Raw genomic sequence first — 18,708 nt, 5'->3', positions numbered from 1 at the left:
ATGGCTTAGCGTATTGCTAGACCATTGTGTGTACGTTATTATTCCGCTCCTTTACTGTCCAGATCGCGCATCTGCCCGGCCACTTTTTCCGTTGCTTTCGTTGCTTCCGTTTCATCCACGGTTCGAGCCTGCCGACCCTCCCGGGTCTTTCGCGCAAAAATCCACCATGACCAAACCAAGCGCCACCCATACCGAAATCCAGATCCCCTCTCTCGAAACCTGGGCCAAGGCCGCGGCCAAGTCGGCGCCGGAAGGCAATCTGGACAAGCTCAACTGGACCACGCCCGAAGGCATCACCGTCAAACCGCTGTACACCCAGGCGGACACCGAAAATCTGCCCTACGCCGACACGCTGCCCGGCTTCGCGCCCTTCCTGCGCGGCCCGCAGGCGACGATGTACGCGGTGAAGCCGTGGACCATCCGCCAGTACGCCGGCTTCTCGACCGCCGAAGCCTCCAACGCCTTCTACCGCAAGGCGCTCGCCGCCGGCGGCCAGGGCGTGTCGGTGGCCTTCGACCTGGCCACCCACCGCGGCTACGATTCCGATAATCCGCGCGTCGTCGGCGACGTCGGCAAGGCCGGCGTGGCCATCGACTCGGTCGAGGACATGAAGGTACTGTTCAACGGCATTCCGCTCGACAAGATTTCCGTTTCGATGACCATGAACGGCGCCGTGCTGCCGGTGCTGGCCGGCTACATCGTCGCCGCCGAGGAACAGGGCGTTGCGCAGGAGCAGCTCACCGGGACCATCCAGAACGACATCCTCAAGGAGTTCATGGTCCGCAACACCTACATCTACCCGCCCAAGCCGTCGATGAAGATCATCGCCGACATCTTCGGCTACACGGCGCAGCACATGCCGAAGTTCAACTCGATTTCGATTTCCGGCTACCACATCCAGGAAGCCGGCGCGAACCAGGCGATCGAACTGGCCTTCACCCTGGCCGACGGCATGGAGTACGTGCGCACCGGCGTGGCCTCGGGCATGGACGTCGACACCTTCGCCGGCCGCCTGTCGTTCTTCTGGGCGGTGGGCATGAACTTCTATCTCGAAATCGCCAAGATGCGCGCCGCGCGCCTCTTGTGGCATCGCATCATGAGCGGCTTCAACGCCAAGAGCCCGAAGTCGATGATGCTGCGCACGCACAGCCAGACTTCAGGCTGGTCGTTGACCGAACAGGATCCCTACAACAACGTCGTGCGCACGACGATCGAAGCGATGGCGGCAGTGTTCGGCGGCACCCAATCGCTGCACACCAACGCGCTGGACGAAGCCATTGCGCTGCCAACCGACTTCTCGGCGCGCATCGCCCGCAACACGCAGCTCATCATTCAGGAAGAGACCCACATCTGCAACGTCGTCGATCCCTGGGCCGGCTCCTACATGATGGAAAAGCTCACCCAGGACATGGCCGACAAGGCCTGGAGCATCATCGAGGAAATCGAGGCGATGGGCGGCATGACCAAGGCCGTCGAATCCGGCTGGGCCAAGATGCAGGTCGAGACCTGCGCCGCCGACAAGCAGGCGCGCATCGACTCGGGCAAGGACGTCATCGTCGGCGTGAACAAGTACAAGCTCGCCAAGGAAGACGAGATCGAGATTCTCGACATCGACAACCACGCCGTGCGCGAGGCGCAGATCGCCAGCATCCAGAAGATCCGCGCCACACGCGACAACGCGGCGGTGCAGGCGGCGCTCGACGCGCTGACACAGTGCGCCGAAACGGGCGAAGGCAACCTGCTCGATCTGACCGTCAAGGCCATGCGCCTGCGCGCCACGCTGGGCGAAGTATCGGATGCGCTGGAAAAGGTGTTCGGCCGCTTCCGCGCCAACAATCAGACCATCTCGGGTGTCTATGGAGGCGTCGTGGAAGGACAGCAAAGCTGGGAAACACTCAAGGCCGACATCGAGAAATTCAAGGAAGAGGAAGGCCGCCGCCCGCGCGTGATGATCGCCAAGCTCGGCCAGGACGGCCACGACCGCGGCGCCAAGGTCGTCGCCACGGCCTTCGCCGATCTCGGCTTCGACATCGACGTCGGCCCGCTCTTCCAGACGCCGGAAGAAGCCGCGCGCCTGGCCATCGAGAACGACGTGCATGCCGTCGGCTGCTCGTCGCTGGCCGCCGGCCACAAGACCCTGGTGCCGCAACTGATCCAGGCGCTGAAGGCGCAGGGCGCAGACGACATCATCGTCTTCGCCGGCGGCGTCATCCCGGCGCAGGACTACGATGCCCTCTACGCCGCCGGCGCCAAGGCCATCTTCGGCCCGGGTACGCGCATCGAGGATTCGGCGCAGCGCGTACTGGAAGAAATCCGCAAGGCACGCCGCGCCTGAACCATGACCGCGCAGCCGCCATCAGACTGCCCGGAATGAGCGCGCCTCAGCCCCTCACCCCCGCCGATCAGCAACTCGTCGACGCCATCCTGGCCGCTGGCGCAGCGCAGCGCCGCGCACTGGCGAAAGTCATCACCCTGCTCGAATCGACGCGCCCCGATCATCAGACGCGCGCGCAGCAAGTGCTCGATACCCTGTTGCCGCACAGCGGCAAGGCCATCCGCATCGGCATCTCGGGCGTGCCGGGGGCGGGCAAGTCGACCTTCATCGAAGCGCTGGGCCTGTGGCTGATCCAGCAGGGCAAGCGCGTGGCGGTGCTGGCCGTCGATCCTTCGTCGACGATTTCCGGCGGCTCCATCCTCGGCGACAAGACGCGCATGGAACAGCTCTGCCAGCGCGAGGAAGCCTTCATCCGCCCCAGCCCCTCGGCCGGCTCGCTGGGCGGCGTCGCGGAGAAAACGCGCGAGGCGATGCTGGTCTGCGAGGCGGCGGGTTACGACGTGGTCATCATCGAGACGGTCGGCGTGGGCCAGAGCGAAACCGCCGTGGCGGGGATGGTCGACATGTTCTGCCTGCTGCAACTGCCGAATGCCGGCGACGATCTGCAGGCGATCAAGAAAGGCATCGTCGAAATGGCCGACATGGTGATCATCAACAAGGCCGACATCGATCCGCGCGCCACGCGCGTGGCACAGGCGCAATGGAAAAAGGCGCTGCACTTCGTGCGCCCGGCCAGTCCCCACTGGACGCCGCCGGTGATCACCCTGTCGGCCCTGCACAAGGAAGGCATCAGCGAATTCTGGGCGCAGGTCGACAAGTTCTGCGCCGCCCTCCAGTCCTCCGGCGAATTCGCGGCGCGGCGCCAGCGCCAGGCGGTGGACTGGATGTGGAGCATGATCGACGCCGGCCTGCGCCAGTACTTCCATCGTCACCCGACGATACGCGCAAGCTTGCCGGAGATCAGCCAGGCCGTCGCCGAAGGCCGCACCACGCCAGGTGCCGCAGCCTGGCGTCTGCTCGCGGTCTTGCAGCATAATTGACGGTTTTATGGTTTCACGGTTTTTCGCTTTCGCATCAGCCAACCCTGCGGGGAAATCAAGGAGTAGAACTTATGCACGACATCATCCGCCAGCTTGACGAAAAGCGTGCGGCAGCACGTCTGGGCGGTGGCGAGAAACGCATCGACGCCCAGCACGCCAAAGGCAAGCTGACTGCCCGCGAACGCATCGAGCTGCTGCTCGATCCGGGTTCCTTCGAGGAATGGGACATGTTCGTCGAGCACCGCTGCACCGATTTCGACATGGCCGACACCAAGATTCCGGGCGATGGCGTGGTGATCGGCTACGGCACCATCAACGGCCGCATGGTGTTCGTCTTCTCGCAGGATTTCACGGTGTTCGGCGGCGCATTGTCGGAAGCGCATGCGGAAAAGATCTGCAAGGTGATGGATCACGCGATGAAGGTCGGCGCGCCGGTAATCGGCCTCAACGACTCGGGCGGCGCGCGCATCCAGGAAGGCGTGGCCTCGCTCGGCGGCTATGCCGACGTGTTCCAGCGCAACGTGCTGGCCTCCGGCGTGGTGCCGCAGATTTCGCTGATCATGGGCCCCTGCGCGGGCGGCGCGGTGTACTCGCCGGCGATGACCGATTTCATCTTCATGGTCAAGGACACCTCCTACATGTTCGTCACCGGGCCGGACGTGGTGAAGACGGTGACGCACGAGGAAGTGACCGCCGAGGAACTCGGCGGCGCGGTGACGCACAACACCAAGTCGGGCGTGGCCGACCTGGCCTTCGACAATGACGTCGATGCCTTGCTGATGCTGCGCCGCTTCTTCAACTATCTGCCGCTCAACAACAAGCAGAAGGCGCCGCACCGCGACACCACCGATCCGGCCGAACGGCTCGATCCGTCGCTCGACCGCCTGGTGCCGGACAACCCCAACCTGCCCTACGACATGAAGGAGTTGATCTACAAGATCGTCGATGACAACGACTTCTTCGAACTGCAGCCCGATTACGCCAAGAACATCATCATCGGCTTTGCCCGCATGGACGGCGAAACCGTCGGCATCGTCGCCAACCAGCCGATGGTGCTGGCCGGCTGCCTGGACATCAAGTCTTCGATCAAGGCGGCGCGCTTCGTGCGTTTCTGCGATGCCTTCAACATTCCGGTGATCACCCTGGTCGACGTGCCCGGCTTCATGCCCGGCACCTCGCAGGAATACGGCGGCATCATCACCCACGGCGCCAAGCTGCTGTATGCCTACGCCGAATGCACCGTGCCCAAGGTCACCGTCATCACCCGCAAGGCCTACGGCGGCGCGTATGACGTGATGTCCTCCAAGCATCTGCGCGGCGACGTGAACTTCGCCTGGCCGTCGGCGGAAATCGCCGTCATGGGCCCGAAGGGCGCGGTCGAGATCATCTTCCGCAAGGACATCGGCGACCCGCAGAAAATCGCCGAGCGCACCGAGGAATACCGCCAGAAATTCGCCAATCCCTTCATCGCCGGCAGCCGTGGCTTCATCGACGACGTCATCATGCCGAACGAAACGCGCAAGCGCATCTGCCGTTCGCTGGCCATGCTGAAGGGCAAGAAGCTCGACAACCCCTGGCGCAAGCACGGCAATATTCCTCTTTGATTTTTCGGGGCCGGGAGCCAGCGGCCAGTGAAAGTTACGGATGCGCAACGTGCGCACGCATCTTTCCCTGATCCCTGGCGCTCGCTACCCAGCCCCTTGGAGACCATGACATGTTCAAGAAAATTCTGATCGCGAACCGGGGAGAAATCGCCTGTCGCGTCATCAAGACCGCCCGCAAGATGGGCATCCGGACGGTGGCCGTGTACTCCGACGCCGACCGCTACGCGCGCCATGTGGAACTGGCGGACGAGGCCGTGCACATCGGCCCGGCGCCGTCGAAGGACTCCTACCTGTGCATGGACAAGATCATCGCCGCCTGCAAGCAGACCGGCGCCGAAGCCGTGCATCCGGGCTACGGCTTCCTCTCCGAGAACGAGGAGTTCTCGCGCACGCTGGAAGAAAACGGCATCATCTTTATCGGCCCGAAGCATCATTCGGTGGCGGCGATGGGCGACAAGATCGCCTCGAAGAAGCTGGCCCAGGAAGCCAGGGTCAATATCATTCCCGGTTACAACGATCCGATCGAATCGCCCGAGCAGGCCGTCAAGATCGCCCAGGGCATCGGCTATCCGGTGATGATCAAGGCCTCGGCAGGCGGCGGCGGCAAGGGGCTGCGCGTGGCCTTCAACGATCAGGAATGCCACGAGGGATTTTCCTCCTGCCGCAACGAAGCCAAGAACAGCTTCGGCGATGACCGCGTGTTCATGGAGAAGTACGTCGAGGAACCGCGCCACATCGAAATCCAGGTGCTCGGCGACGGTCACGGCAACGTCGTCTATCTGGGCGAGCGCGAATGCTCGCTGCAGCGCCGCCACCAGAAAGTCGTCGAGGAAGCGCCCAGCCCTTTCATCGACGCGGCCACGCGCAAGGCGATGGGCGAACAGGCGGTGGCATTGGCCAAGGCGGTCAACTACCAGAGCGCGGGCACCGTCGAATTCGTCGTCGGCGGCAAGGACAAGCAGTTCTACTTCCTGGAGATGAACACCCGCCTGCAGGTCGAGCACCCGGTCACCGAAATGATCACCGGCCTCGATCTGGTCGAACTGATGATCCGCGTGGCTGCCGGCGAGAAGCTGCCGTTCGCGCAGGGCGACATCAAGCTCGACGGCTGGTCGATCGAGTGCCGCATCAACGCCGAAGATCCGCTGAGGAACTTCCTGCCCTCCACCGGGCGTCTGGTGAAATACCTGCCGCCGCGCGAGATTCCCGGCCAGGTTCGCGTCGATACCGGCGTCTATGAAGGCGGCGAAATCTCGATGTACTACGATCCGATGATCGCCAAGCTGATCGTCCACGCTGCCACGCGCGCGCAGGCCATTGCCCGCATGCGCGAAACGCTCAACGAATTCGTCATCCGCGGCGTGAGTTCCAACATCGGCTTTCAATCGGCGCTGATGCAGAACCCGCGCTTCGTCTCGGGCGATTTCAACACCGGCCTGATCGGCGAAGAGTATCCCAAGGGCTTCAACGCCAGCGAATTGCAGCACGAAGCGCCGGAGATTCTGATTGCCGTCGGCGCCGCCATCCAGCGCGGCGTGCTGGCCGGCAATGCCACCATCACCGGCCAGATGCCCGGCCATGCCTACCTGCCCGGCAACGGCTTCGTCGTGATCATCAACGACACGCATCACCCCGTCGATGCCAAGCCCGTCGATGGCGGTTATGACATCGAATACGCCGGGAAAGTCCATGAAGTGCGCAGCAACTGGCAGTTCGGCGATCTGCTGTATCAGGGCACCTTCAACGGCCAGCCGATCTGCCTGCAGGTCGAACGCGTCGGCCTGCGCTACCGCATCACCCACTGGGGCAGCCAGGCCGACCTGATGGTCGTCACCGCGCGCGTCGCCGAACTCCAGAAGCTGATGCCGCACAAGGCGCCGCCCGATCTCTCGCGCTTCCTGCTCTCGCCGATGCCCGGCCTGCTGCGGGAAATCGCCGTCACCCCCGGTCAGGAGGTCAAGGCCGGCGAGAAGTTGGCGGTCATCGAAGCGATGAAAATGGAAAACGTACTCAAGGCCGAGCAGGACGGCGTGGTCGACAAAATCGCCGCCAAGGTGGGTGACAGCCTGGCGGTTGATGAGGTGATCATCGAGTTCAAGTAAACGTCCGGCGCGCCGGCAGCAAAGCAAACAAAAACCTGATTAGAAAGAATAGTCAGCAATGTACGTCCCACAGGGACTACCTTTGACCATCCCACGGAGACTTTCTTTGGTCGTCATTCCCGCGAAAGCGGGAATCCACTCTCAACCCGAGAGGCTCACAAGCCATGGATTCCCGCTTTCGCGGGAATGACGAGAACCTATGTGTAGTTCTGCTGACGTTCATTGCTAACCAGAAACAAAAATGCCGCTTCCGAAGCGGCATTTTTGTACGGCGACATGAAACTGCGAGCTACTTGAGATTGGCCAGTTCGCGCTTCAGCGCCTCGATGTTGCGCTCGTGCAGCGTGACGTCGTTGCGCAACTCCTGAATCCGGCTCAAATACTTCTGATAGCTCTGCTCATCGCCCCGACGCGAGGCCTCGCCCTCGGTCAGCGCCTGGCGCGCCTTGTCGAGATTCTGCTGTTCGATGGAAAACTCCTGTTCGAGGATACTGCGCCGGTCGTTGTCGCGCCGGCGTTGCAGGTCGTCATTGACGCGCGGAAAACTCGACGGCGACGACCTGCCGGCATTCGCACTGGCACTGCGCGAGGCGGTGCCGAGCGTCGTCACGGGCAAGTCGCGCGAAAGCACCGTGCAATTCTTGGCGGCACCCTTCTGATTCGTGTACAGGACGACGCCCGAGCCATCGATGCACTTGTACAGCGTATCGGCACTCGCGGCACTCGTGCAGAGCATGACGCAACCGCCCGCCAGGCAGGAGAACAACATTTTCATAGAGCGTTTCATGGTCGTTGCTGCAGCCACATGGAAACCCCGGGCCTTGCAGTCTATGCGAAAGTGCGCTGGAAAAAAAGCCGGCAGCCATGCATTTACGCTGCCGGCCTGCGTTTCATCAGGGATGCGCCTGCGCACGCCCGGCCGGTGCGATGGGCTGCGGCGACAGAGGCTCACGGCCTTCTTCCGCAACCGCAGTCACGGCATGCAGTGGCACGCCAAAGACCGAACCGCCCTGCACGGCCGATGACGGATCGTGATCATGCCGGGCGCCCAGCACCATCAAGGCAATGCAACCCGCCACCGAGGCCAGCAGGATCACCAGGCCCAGCCACACGACCGGCTGACGATACCAGGCGCCGGCCTCGACCGTTTCAGCGGCGGGCGACATTATCCGCTTCATCCGGATCCGGATGGGCGAGGTGATGAACATAACCCGCCAGGAGATGAATTTCCTGCGCGTTCAACCGCCCGCTCCAGGCCGGCATGTGGCCCTGGCGCCCGTCGCGGATCGTCTGGCGAATGGCCTCGCGGCTACCGCCATGCAGCCAGATGTCATCGGTCAGATTCGGCGCGCCCAGCAAGGGATTGCCCTTGCCCTCCGGGCCATGGCAGGCGCTGCAGGTGCCCGCGAAAACCGTCTTGCCGGCCAGCGCGTCGTCCGTCTCGCGGATCTGGCCTGAAAGACTCAGCACATAGGCCGTCAACTGATTCACGGTCTGTTCGCCGAGCGATTCCCAGGCCGGCATCACGCCATTGCGTCCGTCGCGGATCGAGCTTGCCATGGCTTCGTCCGCATCCCCGTAGAGCCAATCGCCATCGGTCAGATTCGGCGCGCCCAGCCGCATGTTGCCGCGCCCTTCGCGTCCATGGCAGGCGGCGCAATTGTCGATGAACAGACGCGCGCCCAGTTGCCGGCCCTGCGGATCGGCCGCCACGGCAGCCACCTCCAGCTTCGCCAGACGCGCCATCGCCGGCGCCAGCCGCACCGCATTCGCCTGCGCGGCCTGAGCATGCTCCTGCGACGAAGTCCAGCCCAGCGTGCCGGCAAAGTTGCCGAAACCCGGATACAGCACGAAATAGCCAAAAGCGCCGATGAACATGACGAACGACAGGAACAGCCACCACCCCGGCAAACGATGCAGCCCTTCGCGGATGGCGCCATGCGCCCAGCTATGCCCGGTGGTGCCATCCGGCAATACCGGCACTCTGGCCCAGGGCGCCCAGAGAAACAAGAAGAAGGTCAGGCCCAGGTTGAATACGATCAGCAGGATCACCCACCACGCCCAGGCGTTACTCATGGCGCGCTCCTTTCGCCTGACCGGCTGCATCGGACGGGCGCGTATCTGTATCTTTATCCGCATCCATATCCACCGCCCCAACGCCGGACGCCAGATCGTCCAGCGGCAAACGCGCCAGCCGGCCGAAGCTGGCCTGGTGCCGTGGCCGCCAGGCCCAGATCCAGATGCCGATGAAAACCGCCATCATCAGCAGAATGATGACGCCGCTCAGATGCCCCCACCATGGCTGCATGCTCATGGCCGGGCTCCGCCGTCGCTGCCGGGCTGGCTTTGCGGCAAATTGGCAATGCCCAGCCCCTGCAGATAGGCCACCAGGGCATCCAGCTCGGTCTTGTCGGCCAGCGCCGCGGCCACCTCGGCAAAATCGGCTTCCGTGTAGGGATCGCCGAGTTTCTGCAGGCCGCGCATGCGCGTCGTGATCTCCTTGGCGTCCAGAGCGGCCCCGGCCAGCCAGGGATAGGCCGGCATGTTGGATTCCGGCACCACCGCGCGCGGATCGCGCAGGTGCAGGCGATGCCAGTCATCGGAATATTTGCCGCCCACACGCGCCAGATCCGGGCCGGTGCGCTTGGAACCCCAGAGGAAGGGGCGGTCGAGGATGGATTCCTCGGCCGTCGAATACGGGCCGTAACGCTGGGTCTCGAAACGCAGCGCGCGGATCATCTGCGAATGACACAGATAACAGCCCTCGCGCACATAGATGTCACGCCCGGCCAGACGCAGCGGATCGTAGGGCTGCACCAGCGCCTCGTTCCTGACGACCTGCGCCTTGAAATAGATCGGCAAGACCTCGGCCAGCCCGCCCAGCGACACCATCACCGCGGTGAGGATGCCCAACGTCCAGGCATGCTTTTCGATGAACTCAAAATGACGATAGGCCATGATTCCCTCTCAGGCCACCGCAGTTGCCGTGGCGAGTGACATGGACGCGGCCGCCGCGCCATGCCCTTCCAGAGGCACGGCATTCGGCTGAATGTCGCCGCGCCGCGCAGCGGCTGCCGTATGCCACAGATTCCAGGCCATCACCCACATCCCCAGCCAGATCAGCACCCCGCCGAACCAGCGCACCACGTAATACGGCTTGATCGCCAGCAGGCTGTCGATGAAGGCATAGGTCAGCGAGCCATCGGCTTCGGTGGCGCGCCACATCAGGCCGGCCGTGACGCCCGAGCTCCACATGGCGATGACGTAGAGCAGCACGCCCACGGTATGCAGCCAGAAATGCAGCTCCATGGCCGCATGCGAGTGCATGGCCGAACGCCCCAGCACCCGCGGCGCCATGGCGTACAGCGAGCCGATGGTGATCATCGCCACCCAGCCGAGTGAGCCGGAATGCACGTGGGCCACCGTCCAATCAGTGTAGTGAGAGAACGAATTCAGCGTCTTCACCGCCAGCGAAGTGCCTTCGAACGTCGAGGCCGCATAGAAGATCAGCGAGAGCACCATGAACTTGGCGATGGGATCGGTCTTCAGCCGATGCCAGGAGCCGTTGAAAGTCAGCAGGCCATTCGCCGCCGAACCCCAACTGGGCATCAGCAGCACCAGCGAAAAGGCCATGCCCACCGACTGCACCCAGTCGGGCAGCGCCGTGTACATCAGATGATGCGAGCCGGCCCACATGTAGATGGAAATCAGCGCCCAGAAATTGACGATGGAAAAGCGGTAACTCCACAACGGCTGCCGGGCCTGGCGCGGCACGAAGTAATACATCATGCCGAGAAAACCGGCCGTGAGGAAAAACGCCACCGCATTGTGGCCGTACCACCACTGCACCATGGCATCGGCCACGCCGGCATAGATCGGATAGGACTTGCTCCAGGACACCGGCAGCGCCAGGTTATTCACCACGTGCAGCAGGCCGACGGCGATGATGAAGGCGCCGTAATACCAGTTCGCCACGTAGATGTGCGCGATGCGTCGCCGCGCCAGGGTGGCGAAGAACACCGCGCCAAACGCCACCCAGACGATGGTCAGCAGGATATCGACGAACCATTCCGGCTCGGCGTATTCCTTGCCCTGGGTCATCCCCAGCGGCATCGTCAGCATGGCCAGCACGCAGACGGCTTGCCAACCCCAGAAAGTGAATTCCGCCACGCCATCCCAGGCCAGGCGACAGTGCCCGGTACGCTGGACGATGTAATAACAGGTGCCGATCAGGGCCGAGCCGCCGAAGGCGAAGATCACCCCGAAAGTGTGATCGGGGCGCAGGCGGCTGAAGGTCAGCCAGGGGATTTCAAAGTTGAGCGCCGGCCAGGCCAGTTCCGCTGCCGCGTACATCCCCACCAGCATGCCGACGATGCCCCACACCGCTGCCGCCAACAGAAACAGGCGTACCACACGGTCGTTGTAGTATTCGACGGAAGTCATCATGCGCACCCGTGACGATAGCGATTGAGCGATTGTCCTGGCAGCCGAAGCTGCTCCAGCGGTGCTCGCGGCGATGCGACGAAGCGGAAAAAAATGGCAGCGACATGGGCAACCGGGGCTTTGCATCCTACGCCCGGAAAATCCCGAATGCAATCCTGTATTTTTTGTACTGCTTTATGAATGACTTACCACTGCGCAATACTTCAAGGCTGGCGTCGAGACTGGGGCTGAGGCTGCAGACGGCCGACAAAAACCGTGGCGTCATTGACGGAATACCGCGCCTCACCCTGGTGTTCCCACCATTCCTCGCCGTTCGCCGCATAGCGCGCGCCCGACGCCGAAATCGCCCGCGGCAACTGCTTGCGCCTGCCATCGGCGAACTTCAGGACCACCGTATCATCGGCGCGGTATTCGGCATGCACCATCTCGTCGGTGCCAGTAACAGAATCCGCCACGAAAACACCGCTGCCGACGACCGGCGCCGCCTGCTCCGGCGAGGTGCAAGCGACCGCCAGTACCAGCGCGGCTATCGGCAAGACGCGACGGTACGGCAGCAAGAACTTCACAGGCTGTAGTACATATCGTATTCCAGCGGATGCGTGGTCATGCGGAAACGCGAGACTTCCTCCATCTTCAGATCGATGTAGGCATCGATGAAGTCGTCGCTGAACACGCCGCCGCGCGTGAGGAATTCGCGATCCCGGTCGAGATGGTCGAGCGCCTGCTCGAGACTGGAGCAGACGGTGGGAATCTTCTTGTCTTCTTCCGGCGGCAGGTCGTAGAGATTCTTGTCGGCCGGATCGCCGGGGTGAATCTTGTTCTGCACGCCATCGAGGCCGGCCATCATCAGTGCGGCAAAGCACAGGTAGGGATTGGCCAGCGGATCGGGAAAGCGGGTTTCGATGCGCCGCGCCTTGTCCGACTGGACATGCGGGATGCGGATCGAGGCCGAGCGGTTGCGCGCCGAGTAAGCCAGCTTGACCGGAGCCTCGAAGCCGGGCACCAGGCGCTTGTAGGAGTTGGTGCCGGGATTGGTGATGGCGTTCAGCGCGCGGGCGTGCTTGATGATGCCGCCGATGTAATGGAGCGCGAACTCGGAAAGACCGGCGTAGCCATTGCCGGCAAAGAGGTTCTTGCCGCCCTTCCAGATCGACTGATGCACGTGCATGCCGGAGCCATTGTCGCCGACGATGGGCTTGGGCATGAAGGTCGCCGTCTTGCCGTAGTTGTGCGCGACGTTGCGCACGATGTATTTGAGGATCTGGGTCTGGTCGGCGCGCCGCACCAGGGTGTTGAAGACGGTGCCGATCTCGCACTGACCGGCGGTGGCCACTTCGTGGTGATGCACTTCCACCGGCACGCCGCAATCCTCCAGGGCCAGGCACATGGCGGCGCGGATATCGTTGAGGCTGTCGACCGGCGGCACCGGCATGTAGCCGCCCTTGACCGCCGGACGATGGCCGGTATTGCCGCCTTCGGTCTTGTCGGCGCTGGCCCAGGCGGCCTCTTCGGAGAATACCTTGCAGTAGCTTCCCGACATGTCGACCCGCCACTCGACGGAATCGAAAATGAAGAACTCGGGCTCCGGACCGAAATAGGCGACATCCCCCAGGCCGCTGCTCTTCAGATACGCCTCGGCACGCTTGGCGATCGAGCGTGGATCGCGGTCATAACCCTTGCCTTCGGTCGGCTCGACGACATCGCAGGTGATCACCAGGGTGGTTTCGTCCATGAACGGATCGATGTAAGCGCTGCCTGCATCCGGAATCAACTGCATGTCGGATGCCTGCACCCCCCGCCAGCCGCCCATCGACGAGCCATCGAAGGCATGGCCTTCCTCGAGCTTGTCGAGATCGACCAGGTGCGCGGGCACGCCGACGTGGTGTTCCTTGCCATGAATGTCGGAAAACCGGAAATCGACGAATCTGACTTCCCTTTCCTGGATCAGGTTGACGATGTCTTGGGGCGACATGCGCGGGACTCCTTGAAGGTGATGACGATAATGACGGATCAGGCGGGACGGGGCTGCATCGGCGGAATCATGGCGCCGCATGCCGTGAACCGGTCTGCTGTCCCAACCCCCCGAAAAGCGGATCATTTTGCCACAGGGCCATGGTCTTGCCGCAAAAACCCGTATCGACGTTCCAGCGTTTCAGCGTTTCATTGCCGCATTTCGCGGCTACGCATCCTGGGGGGAAACACCCGGCAATTCAGGCTGATGGCGCGCAACCAGGGCAGGGTTTCGAGACAGGCGGCGGCACGCTGCTCGAAAAGCCGCATCCTGGCGGGATCGCCGCAGAATTCCGGCGGCAGGAACAGCTCGACGTCCACCTGGTTGCCCAGGTAATGCAGCAGGGCTTTTTCGAACGGCGGAAAAGACGCGTCCCCGGCACCCAGCGCCTGCCGCAAGCGAAGCAGCAGCACGGCACGCTCGGGCAGTTCCGGCAACGCCGGCGCAGCAACGCCGGCAGACGGCGGGACGTCCTTTTCGACATCGACATGTACCAGGACGTCGAGAACGTCGGGATGCGCGGCCAGCACGCGCTGGCGGGCGGCTTCCGCGATGCGATGGCCTTCCGAGACGCTGATGCGGGCATCCACCTGGATGTGCGCATCGGCCAGCACCTGATGCGCCATGCGCCGCGTGCGCAATTCATGCAGGCCGATCACGCCCGGCGTAGTCTGTAGCGTGTCGCGGATGCGCTGGATTTCCTCGTCGCTGAGTGCCGTATCGACCAGTTCCTGCATGGCTTCGTAAGCAAACTTGGCGCCCATGCGCAGAATCAGGAAGCCGACGATGATGGCGGCCACTGGATCGAGAAAGCGATAGCCGGCCATGCTGCCAGCCAGGCCGACCGCCACGACCAGCGACGAAGCCGCATCGGAACGCGCATGCCAGGCATTGGCCACCAGCATCGGCGAACGCAGCCTTTCGGCCACCGCCAGCATGTAGCGGAACAGCGCTTCCTTGGCGACCAGGGTGGCCAGCGCGGCCCACAGGGCGTACGGTGCGATCTGCGGCAACTCATCCAGATGCTGCAAGCGGGTCGCCGCAGACCACAGGATGGCAGCCCCCGTACCGATCAGCAGCAGGCCCAGCGCCAGCGAAACCGCCGTCTCGATCCGCTGGTGACCGTAGGGATGGCGCTCGTCGGCCGGATGGCGGCTGTGATGATTGCCCACCAGCACCATCAGATCGGCCACCAGATCGGACAACGAGTGGAAGCCATCCGCCACCAGGCTCTGCGCATGCGCCAGCAGGCCGATGAAGATCTGCGCCGTGGTCAGCACGAGATTGACGCCCACGCTGACCCAGGTGACTTTCCGCACCTCGCGATAGCGCTGCGGCTCGCGGTGCGGCTCGGCGCGCAATAGGGGTTCTTTGCTGGGCATGGAATCTGGAATCCTGAATCCGGCCTGTTTGGACGTATACTTCCTGGCTTCCGGGGTTGCGATTCTATCGCCTTCCCGGGCTGGCCGACCTGCCGCTTTCACTTGCATACCTCATACCTGCATGTACCCCTCCCGCCATGGGCAGACTTAGCGAAATCCTTCAACTTGCCCAGCAGCGCGGCAAGCACCTCGGCTTGCCCTATCAAGGCGCGCTGACGCCGGCCGAGGCCTGGTTCCTGTGGCAGAACGCGCCGGGAGCGAAGCTGATCGACGTGCGCACCCATGCCGAGCTCGAGTGGGTCGGACGCATTCCGGGCGCCATCGAAATCGAATGGCAGGATTATCCCGACCGGCAGCTCAACCCGCATTTCCTCAGCGAGCTGAAGCACGCCGTATCGAGCGAATCGTTGCTGCTGTTCATCTGCCGCAGCGGCATCCGCTCCGGCGATGCCGCCCGGCTGGCCAGCGAGGCCGGTTTCATCGATTGTTACAATGTTCTCGAAGGTTTCGAGGGCAACAAGGATGCCCATGGCCATCGCAACACCCTGGGCGGCTGGCGCGTCGCCGGCCTGCCCTGGATACAGGGCTAGGGCTGATGGGCCGGATGACCAGCGGAACCTCCTTCCCCGCCGGCCACTCCGATAGTCCACCAATTACCACTGCAGATTTCAGTCATGCCGCAACCCGTGCAGTCCCCGTCGTAAATGGAAGCCGAATCATGCAAGCCACCGATCACACCCGGACCATCGCTTTCGATGCCTTCAATCGCCTCTCCGACAAGGCGGCCGGCGAGCGCATCGTCGCCGCGCGCGCCAGACTCGGCAAACGGGCCGTGCTGCTGTGCCACCATTATCAGCGCGCCGATGTCTATCGCCACGCCGACCTGACCGGCGACTCGCTCAAGCTGGCGCGCCTGGCCTCGCAGTCGGATGCCGAATTCATCGTCTTCTGCGGCGTGCATTTCATGGCCGAGGTCGCAGACATTCTCTCGCGGCCGGAACAGATCGCCATCCTGCCGGATCTGGCCGCCGGCTGCTCGATGGCCGACATGGCCAACCTGGCCAAGGTCGAACGCTGCTGGCGCGAGCTGGGCACGGTGCTGAATCCCGATGAGGAGATCACGCCGGTCACCTACATCAACTCCGCCGCCGATCTGAAGGCCTTCTGCGGCGAACATGGCGGCATCGTCTGCACTTCCAGCAACGCGACGACCATCCTCGACTGGGCCTTTGCCCAACGCGGCAAGGTGCTGTTCTTCCCCGACCAGCACCTCGGCCGCTGGAGCGGCTTCAAGAAAGGCATCCCGCTCGATGAGATGGAGATATGGAATCCCGACCTCGAAATGGGCGGCCTGACGCCGGAGCGGATCCGCAAGGCAAAAATCCTGCTGTGGGCCGGACACTGCTCGGTGCACCAGATGTTCCAACTGAACAACATCCAGCGTTTCCGCAGCGAGCATCCGCAGGGCATCGTGATTTCGCATCCTGAATGCGCCTTCGAGGTCTGCCATGCCTCCGATTACGTCGGCTCGACGGAATACATCCTGAACACCATCAAGGCCGGCCCGCCGAATACGCGCTGGCTGGTCGGCACCGAGCTGAATCTCGTCGATCGCCTGGCCGAGGAAGTCAAGGCGGAAGGCAAGATCGTCCAGTTCATGGCGACCAACATCTGCATGTGCTCGACCATGCAGCGCATCGATCCGCAGCACCTGGCATGGACGCTGGAAAACCTTGCCGAAGGCCGGGTGGTCAATCACATCAGCGTGCCCCCGCACGAAGCAAGGCTGGCAAAGGTTGCCCTGCAACGCATGCTCGATCTTTCCTGATCCTCTCGAATCCGTACAGGATGCACTGCAATGACGCGGACGCTGCACATCGCCACCTACAACATCCACAAGGGTTTTTCGCACTTCAACCGGCGCATGATGGTGCACGAACTGCGCAATCGCCTGCGCGATCTGGCGCCGGACATCGCCTTTCTGCAGGAAGTGCAGGGCCTGCATCTCGGCCATGCGCAGATGCATGACGACTGGCCGGAAGAGCCGCAGCACGAATTCCTCGCCGCCGAGTTCTGGCAGGATGCCGCCTATGGCCGCAATGTCGTCCATGACCAGGGGCATCACGGCAACGCCATCCTGTCGCGCTTCCCCATCCTGCGCGCGCACAATCAGGACGTCACCCACCTGCGCTTCGAGCGGCGCGGCATGCTGCACTGCGCGATCGAGCTGCCCGGCTGGAACCAGCCGCTGCATTGCGTCTGCGTGCATCTGTCCCTGCTCGGCCTTTCCCGGCGCCGGCAGATGGACGCCCTCGCCAGACACCTCGAAGCCGACCTGCCGCCCGATGCGCCGCTGATCATCGCCGGCGATTTCAACGACTGGAACAACAAGGCCAGCGACATGCTGATCCGCCGCCTCGGCGTGCATGAGGCCTTCGGCAAGACGGGCGGCATACCGGCGCGCAGCTTCCCCAGCCAGCGTCCCATGCTGCGCCTCGATCGCATCTACGTGCGCGGCTTCACGGTCAGATCCATGAGCGTGCACCACGGCCAGCCGTGGGCGCGCATCTCGGATCACGCCGCACTCTCCGCCCATCTGCTGGTGGAATGAGGCGCGGCGCCGGTATGTATTTCCTGCCAGGCAATCGCATCGAACTGCTGACCAATGGCAAAGAATACTTTCCGGCACTGATTGCAGCAATCGACGCGGCCGCCGTCGAAGTCCATCTGGAAACCTACATTTTCGAGGACGACAGTGCCGGCCGCCAGGTGGTCGATGCGCTGATCCGCGCCGCGCAACGCAAGGTGTCGGTCAGGGTCATGGTCGATGGCTTCGGCGCGCGGAATTTCATGCCGTCATTCGGCGAACGCCTGACCGCCGCCGGCGTGGAAGTGCTGGTCTATCGTCCCGAAGTGGCGCGCTTCCGCCTGCGCCGCCATCGTCTGCGCCGAATGCACCGCAAGCTGGCAAGCATCGATGCGCGCATCGCCTTTGTCGGCGGCATCAACATCATCGACGACATGAACACGCCCGGCCACACGCCGCCGCGCCACGACTATGCGGTACGCATCGAAGGCCCGCTGCTGGCCAAGGTGCATGCCTCGATGAGCTGGCTGTGGAGCCTGGTGAGCTGGGTGACCTTTCGCCAGCATGTCCAGCCACAGCGTCTCTGTGCGCCGGTGACGAATGTGCGCGGCAACGTCACCGCCGCCTTCCTGATCCGCGACAACCTGCGGCATCGCTACGATATCGAGAACGCCTACCTGGCCGCCATCAATGCGGCGCAGCGCGAAGTGCTGATTGCCAGTGCCTACTTTCTGCCGGGACGGCGCTTTCGCCAGGCCCTGATGGCGGCGGCGGCACGTGGCGTCAGGGTCACGCTGCTGTTGCAGGGGCGGGTCGAGTACACCCTGCTGCACTATGCCACCCAGGCGCTCTATGACACCCTGCTGGCGGCCGGTATCCGGATCTACGAATACCGCCGCGGCTTCCTGCACGCCAAGGTGGCGGTGATCGACGGCGACTGGGCGACGGTCGGTTCCTCCAACATCGATCCGTTCAGCCTGCTGCTGGCGCGCGAAGCGAATGTGGTGATCAGGAATGCGCTCTTTGCCGGTGAGCTGCATGACAACCTGCAGCAGATCATGGACACTGGCGCCAGTGAAATTTGCGACGATTGCTGGAATAACCAGCCGCTATTCCAGCGTCTGGCGAACCGGCTGGCCTATTCCCTGGTACGTCTGATGATCGAGCTGCTGGGCTACGGCGACGAGCATTGAATGCTGCCCGC

Annotated in this window: 17 protein-coding genes; 8 read left to right on the top strand and 9 right to left on the bottom strand. The window is 63.3% G+C overall.

Annotated elements, in window-relative coordinates; all coding sequences use genetic code 11:
• The first annotated feature begins 166 nt into the window (after positions 1–166).
• The 4 genes from scpA (at position 167) to accC (ending at position 7,081) form a co-directional block, all read left to right on the top strand.
• Positions 167–2,335 (top strand): methylmalonyl-CoA mutase, encoded by a 2,169-nt coding sequence (gene scpA / locus SDENCHOL_RS02585; protein WP_154715915.1) that lies wholly within the window; start codon positions 167–169, stop codon positions 2,333–2,335.
• A gap of 35 nt (positions 2,336–2,370) precedes the next feature.
• A complete protein-coding gene (gene meaB, locus SDENCHOL_RS02580; protein ID WP_154715914.1) occupies positions 2,371–3,375 on the top strand; it encodes a methylmalonyl Co-A mutase-associated GTPase MeaB in 1,005 nt (334 codons plus the stop codon).
• A gap of 71 nt (positions 3,376–3,446) precedes the next feature.
• A complete protein-coding gene (locus SDENCHOL_RS02575; protein ID WP_154715913.1) occupies positions 3,447–4,979 on the top strand; it encodes an acyl-CoA carboxylase subunit beta in 1,533 nt (510 codons plus the stop codon).
• Positions 4,980–5,089: 110 nt separating this feature from the next.
• Entirely contained in the window at positions 5,090–7,081 is a 1,992-nt protein-coding gene (accC, locus tag SDENCHOL_RS02570) for an acetyl-CoA carboxylase biotin carboxylase subunit (RefSeq protein WP_154715912.1), read from the top strand.
• Between the two features lie 289 nt (positions 7,082–7,370).
• Here accC and SDENCHOL_RS02565 read toward each other — a convergent pair whose 3' ends face one another.
• The 9 genes from SDENCHOL_RS02565 to SDENCHOL_RS02525 all read right to left on the bottom strand — a co-directional run bounded on the left by SDENCHOL_RS02565 (position 7,371) and on the right by SDENCHOL_RS02525 (position 14,917).
• Positions 7,371–7,856, bottom strand: coding sequence for a DUF4124 domain-containing protein (locus tag SDENCHOL_RS02565; protein WP_154715911.1), 486 nt, complete (start codon positions 7,854–7,856; stop codon positions 7,371–7,373).
• A 118-nt stretch (positions 7,857–7,974) separates the two neighbouring features.
• Positions 7,975–8,247: a hypothetical protein gene (locus SDENCHOL_RS02560; RefSeq protein ID WP_197706821.1), complete on the bottom strand. Its 273-nt coding sequence runs from the start codon at positions 8,245–8,247 to the stop codon at positions 7,975–7,977.
• On the bottom strand, positions 8,231–9,157 hold the full coding sequence (gene ccoP, locus SDENCHOL_RS02555) for a cytochrome-c oxidase, cbb3-type subunit III (RefSeq protein ID WP_154715910.1): 927 nt from the start codon (positions 9,155–9,157) through the stop codon (positions 8,231–8,233). The genes SDENCHOL_RS02560 and ccoP overlap by 17 nt, the downstream gene beginning before the upstream one ends.
• Complete coding sequence (locus tag SDENCHOL_RS02550; RefSeq protein WP_231912891.1) at positions 9,150–9,395, bottom strand: cbb3-type cytochrome oxidase subunit 3; 246 nt, start codon at positions 9,393–9,395, stop codon at positions 9,150–9,152. Before SDENCHOL_RS02550 ends, ccoP begins: the two co-directional genes overlap by 8 nt.
• Positions 9,392–10,039: a cytochrome-c oxidase, cbb3-type subunit II gene (gene ccoO, locus SDENCHOL_RS02545; protein ID WP_154715909.1), complete on the bottom strand. Its 648-nt coding sequence runs from the start codon at positions 10,037–10,039 to the stop codon at positions 9,392–9,394. Before ccoO ends, SDENCHOL_RS02550 begins: the two co-directional genes overlap by 4 nt.
• 9 nt (positions 10,040–10,048) lie before the next feature.
• On the bottom strand, positions 10,049–11,524 hold the full coding sequence (gene ccoN, locus SDENCHOL_RS02540; RefSeq protein ID WP_154717329.1) for a cytochrome-c oxidase, cbb3-type subunit I: 1,476 nt from the start codon (positions 11,522–11,524) through the stop codon (positions 10,049–10,051).
• A 203-nt stretch (positions 11,525–11,727) separates the two neighbouring features.
• On the bottom strand, positions 11,728–12,090 hold the full coding sequence (locus tag SDENCHOL_RS14390) for an MliC family protein (RefSeq protein WP_231912890.1): 363 nt from the start codon (positions 12,088–12,090) through the stop codon (positions 11,728–11,730).
• Complete coding sequence (glnA, locus tag SDENCHOL_RS02530; RefSeq protein ID WP_154715908.1) at positions 12,087–13,496, bottom strand: type I glutamate--ammonia ligase; 1,410 nt, start codon at positions 13,494–13,496, stop codon at positions 12,087–12,089. The genes SDENCHOL_RS14390 and glnA overlap by 4 nt, the downstream gene beginning before the upstream one ends.
• 188 nt (positions 13,497–13,684) lie before the next feature.
• A complete protein-coding gene (locus SDENCHOL_RS02525; protein ID WP_154715907.1) occupies positions 13,685–14,917 on the bottom strand; it encodes a cation diffusion facilitator family transporter in 1,233 nt (410 codons plus the stop codon).
• Positions 14,918–15,054: 137 nt separating this feature from the next.
• Between SDENCHOL_RS02525 and SDENCHOL_RS02520 the strand changes: the two genes are divergently transcribed.
• The 4 genes from SDENCHOL_RS02520 (at position 15,055) to clsB (ending at position 18,697) form a co-directional block, all read left to right on the top strand.
• Positions 15,055–15,507 carry a rhodanese-like domain-containing protein gene (locus SDENCHOL_RS02520; RefSeq protein WP_154715906.1) on the top strand — a complete coding sequence of 151 codons (453 nt, stop codon included), beginning with the start codon at positions 15,055–15,057 and terminating at the stop codon, positions 15,505–15,507.
• A gap of 128 nt (positions 15,508–15,635) precedes the next feature.
• Positions 15,636–16,745 carry a quinolinate synthase NadA gene (gene nadA / locus SDENCHOL_RS02515; protein WP_154715905.1) on the top strand — a complete coding sequence of 370 codons (1,110 nt, stop codon included), beginning with the start codon at positions 15,636–15,638 and terminating at the stop codon, positions 16,743–16,745.
• A 30-nt stretch (positions 16,746–16,775) separates the two neighbouring features.
• Entirely contained in the window at positions 16,776–17,528 is a 753-nt protein-coding gene (locus SDENCHOL_RS02510; RefSeq protein ID WP_154715904.1) for an endonuclease/exonuclease/phosphatase family protein, read from the top strand.
• A gap of 14 nt (positions 17,529–17,542) precedes the next feature.
• Positions 17,543–18,697, top strand: a complete 1,155-nt coding sequence (gene clsB, locus SDENCHOL_RS02505; RefSeq protein WP_154715903.1) for a cardiolipin synthase ClsB — start codon at positions 17,543–17,545, stop codon at positions 18,695–18,697.
• The last annotated feature ends 11 nt before the right edge of the window (positions 18,698–18,708 follow it).

The sequence above is a fragment of the Sterolibacterium denitrificans genome (assembly GCF_900174485.1).
GTDB classification, from domain to species: domain Bacteria; phylum Pseudomonadota; class Gammaproteobacteria; order Burkholderiales; family Rhodocyclaceae; genus Sterolibacterium; species Sterolibacterium denitrificans.
Note: the sequence above shows the minus strand (reverse complement) of the source record. Positions and strands in the feature narration are given on the sequence as shown.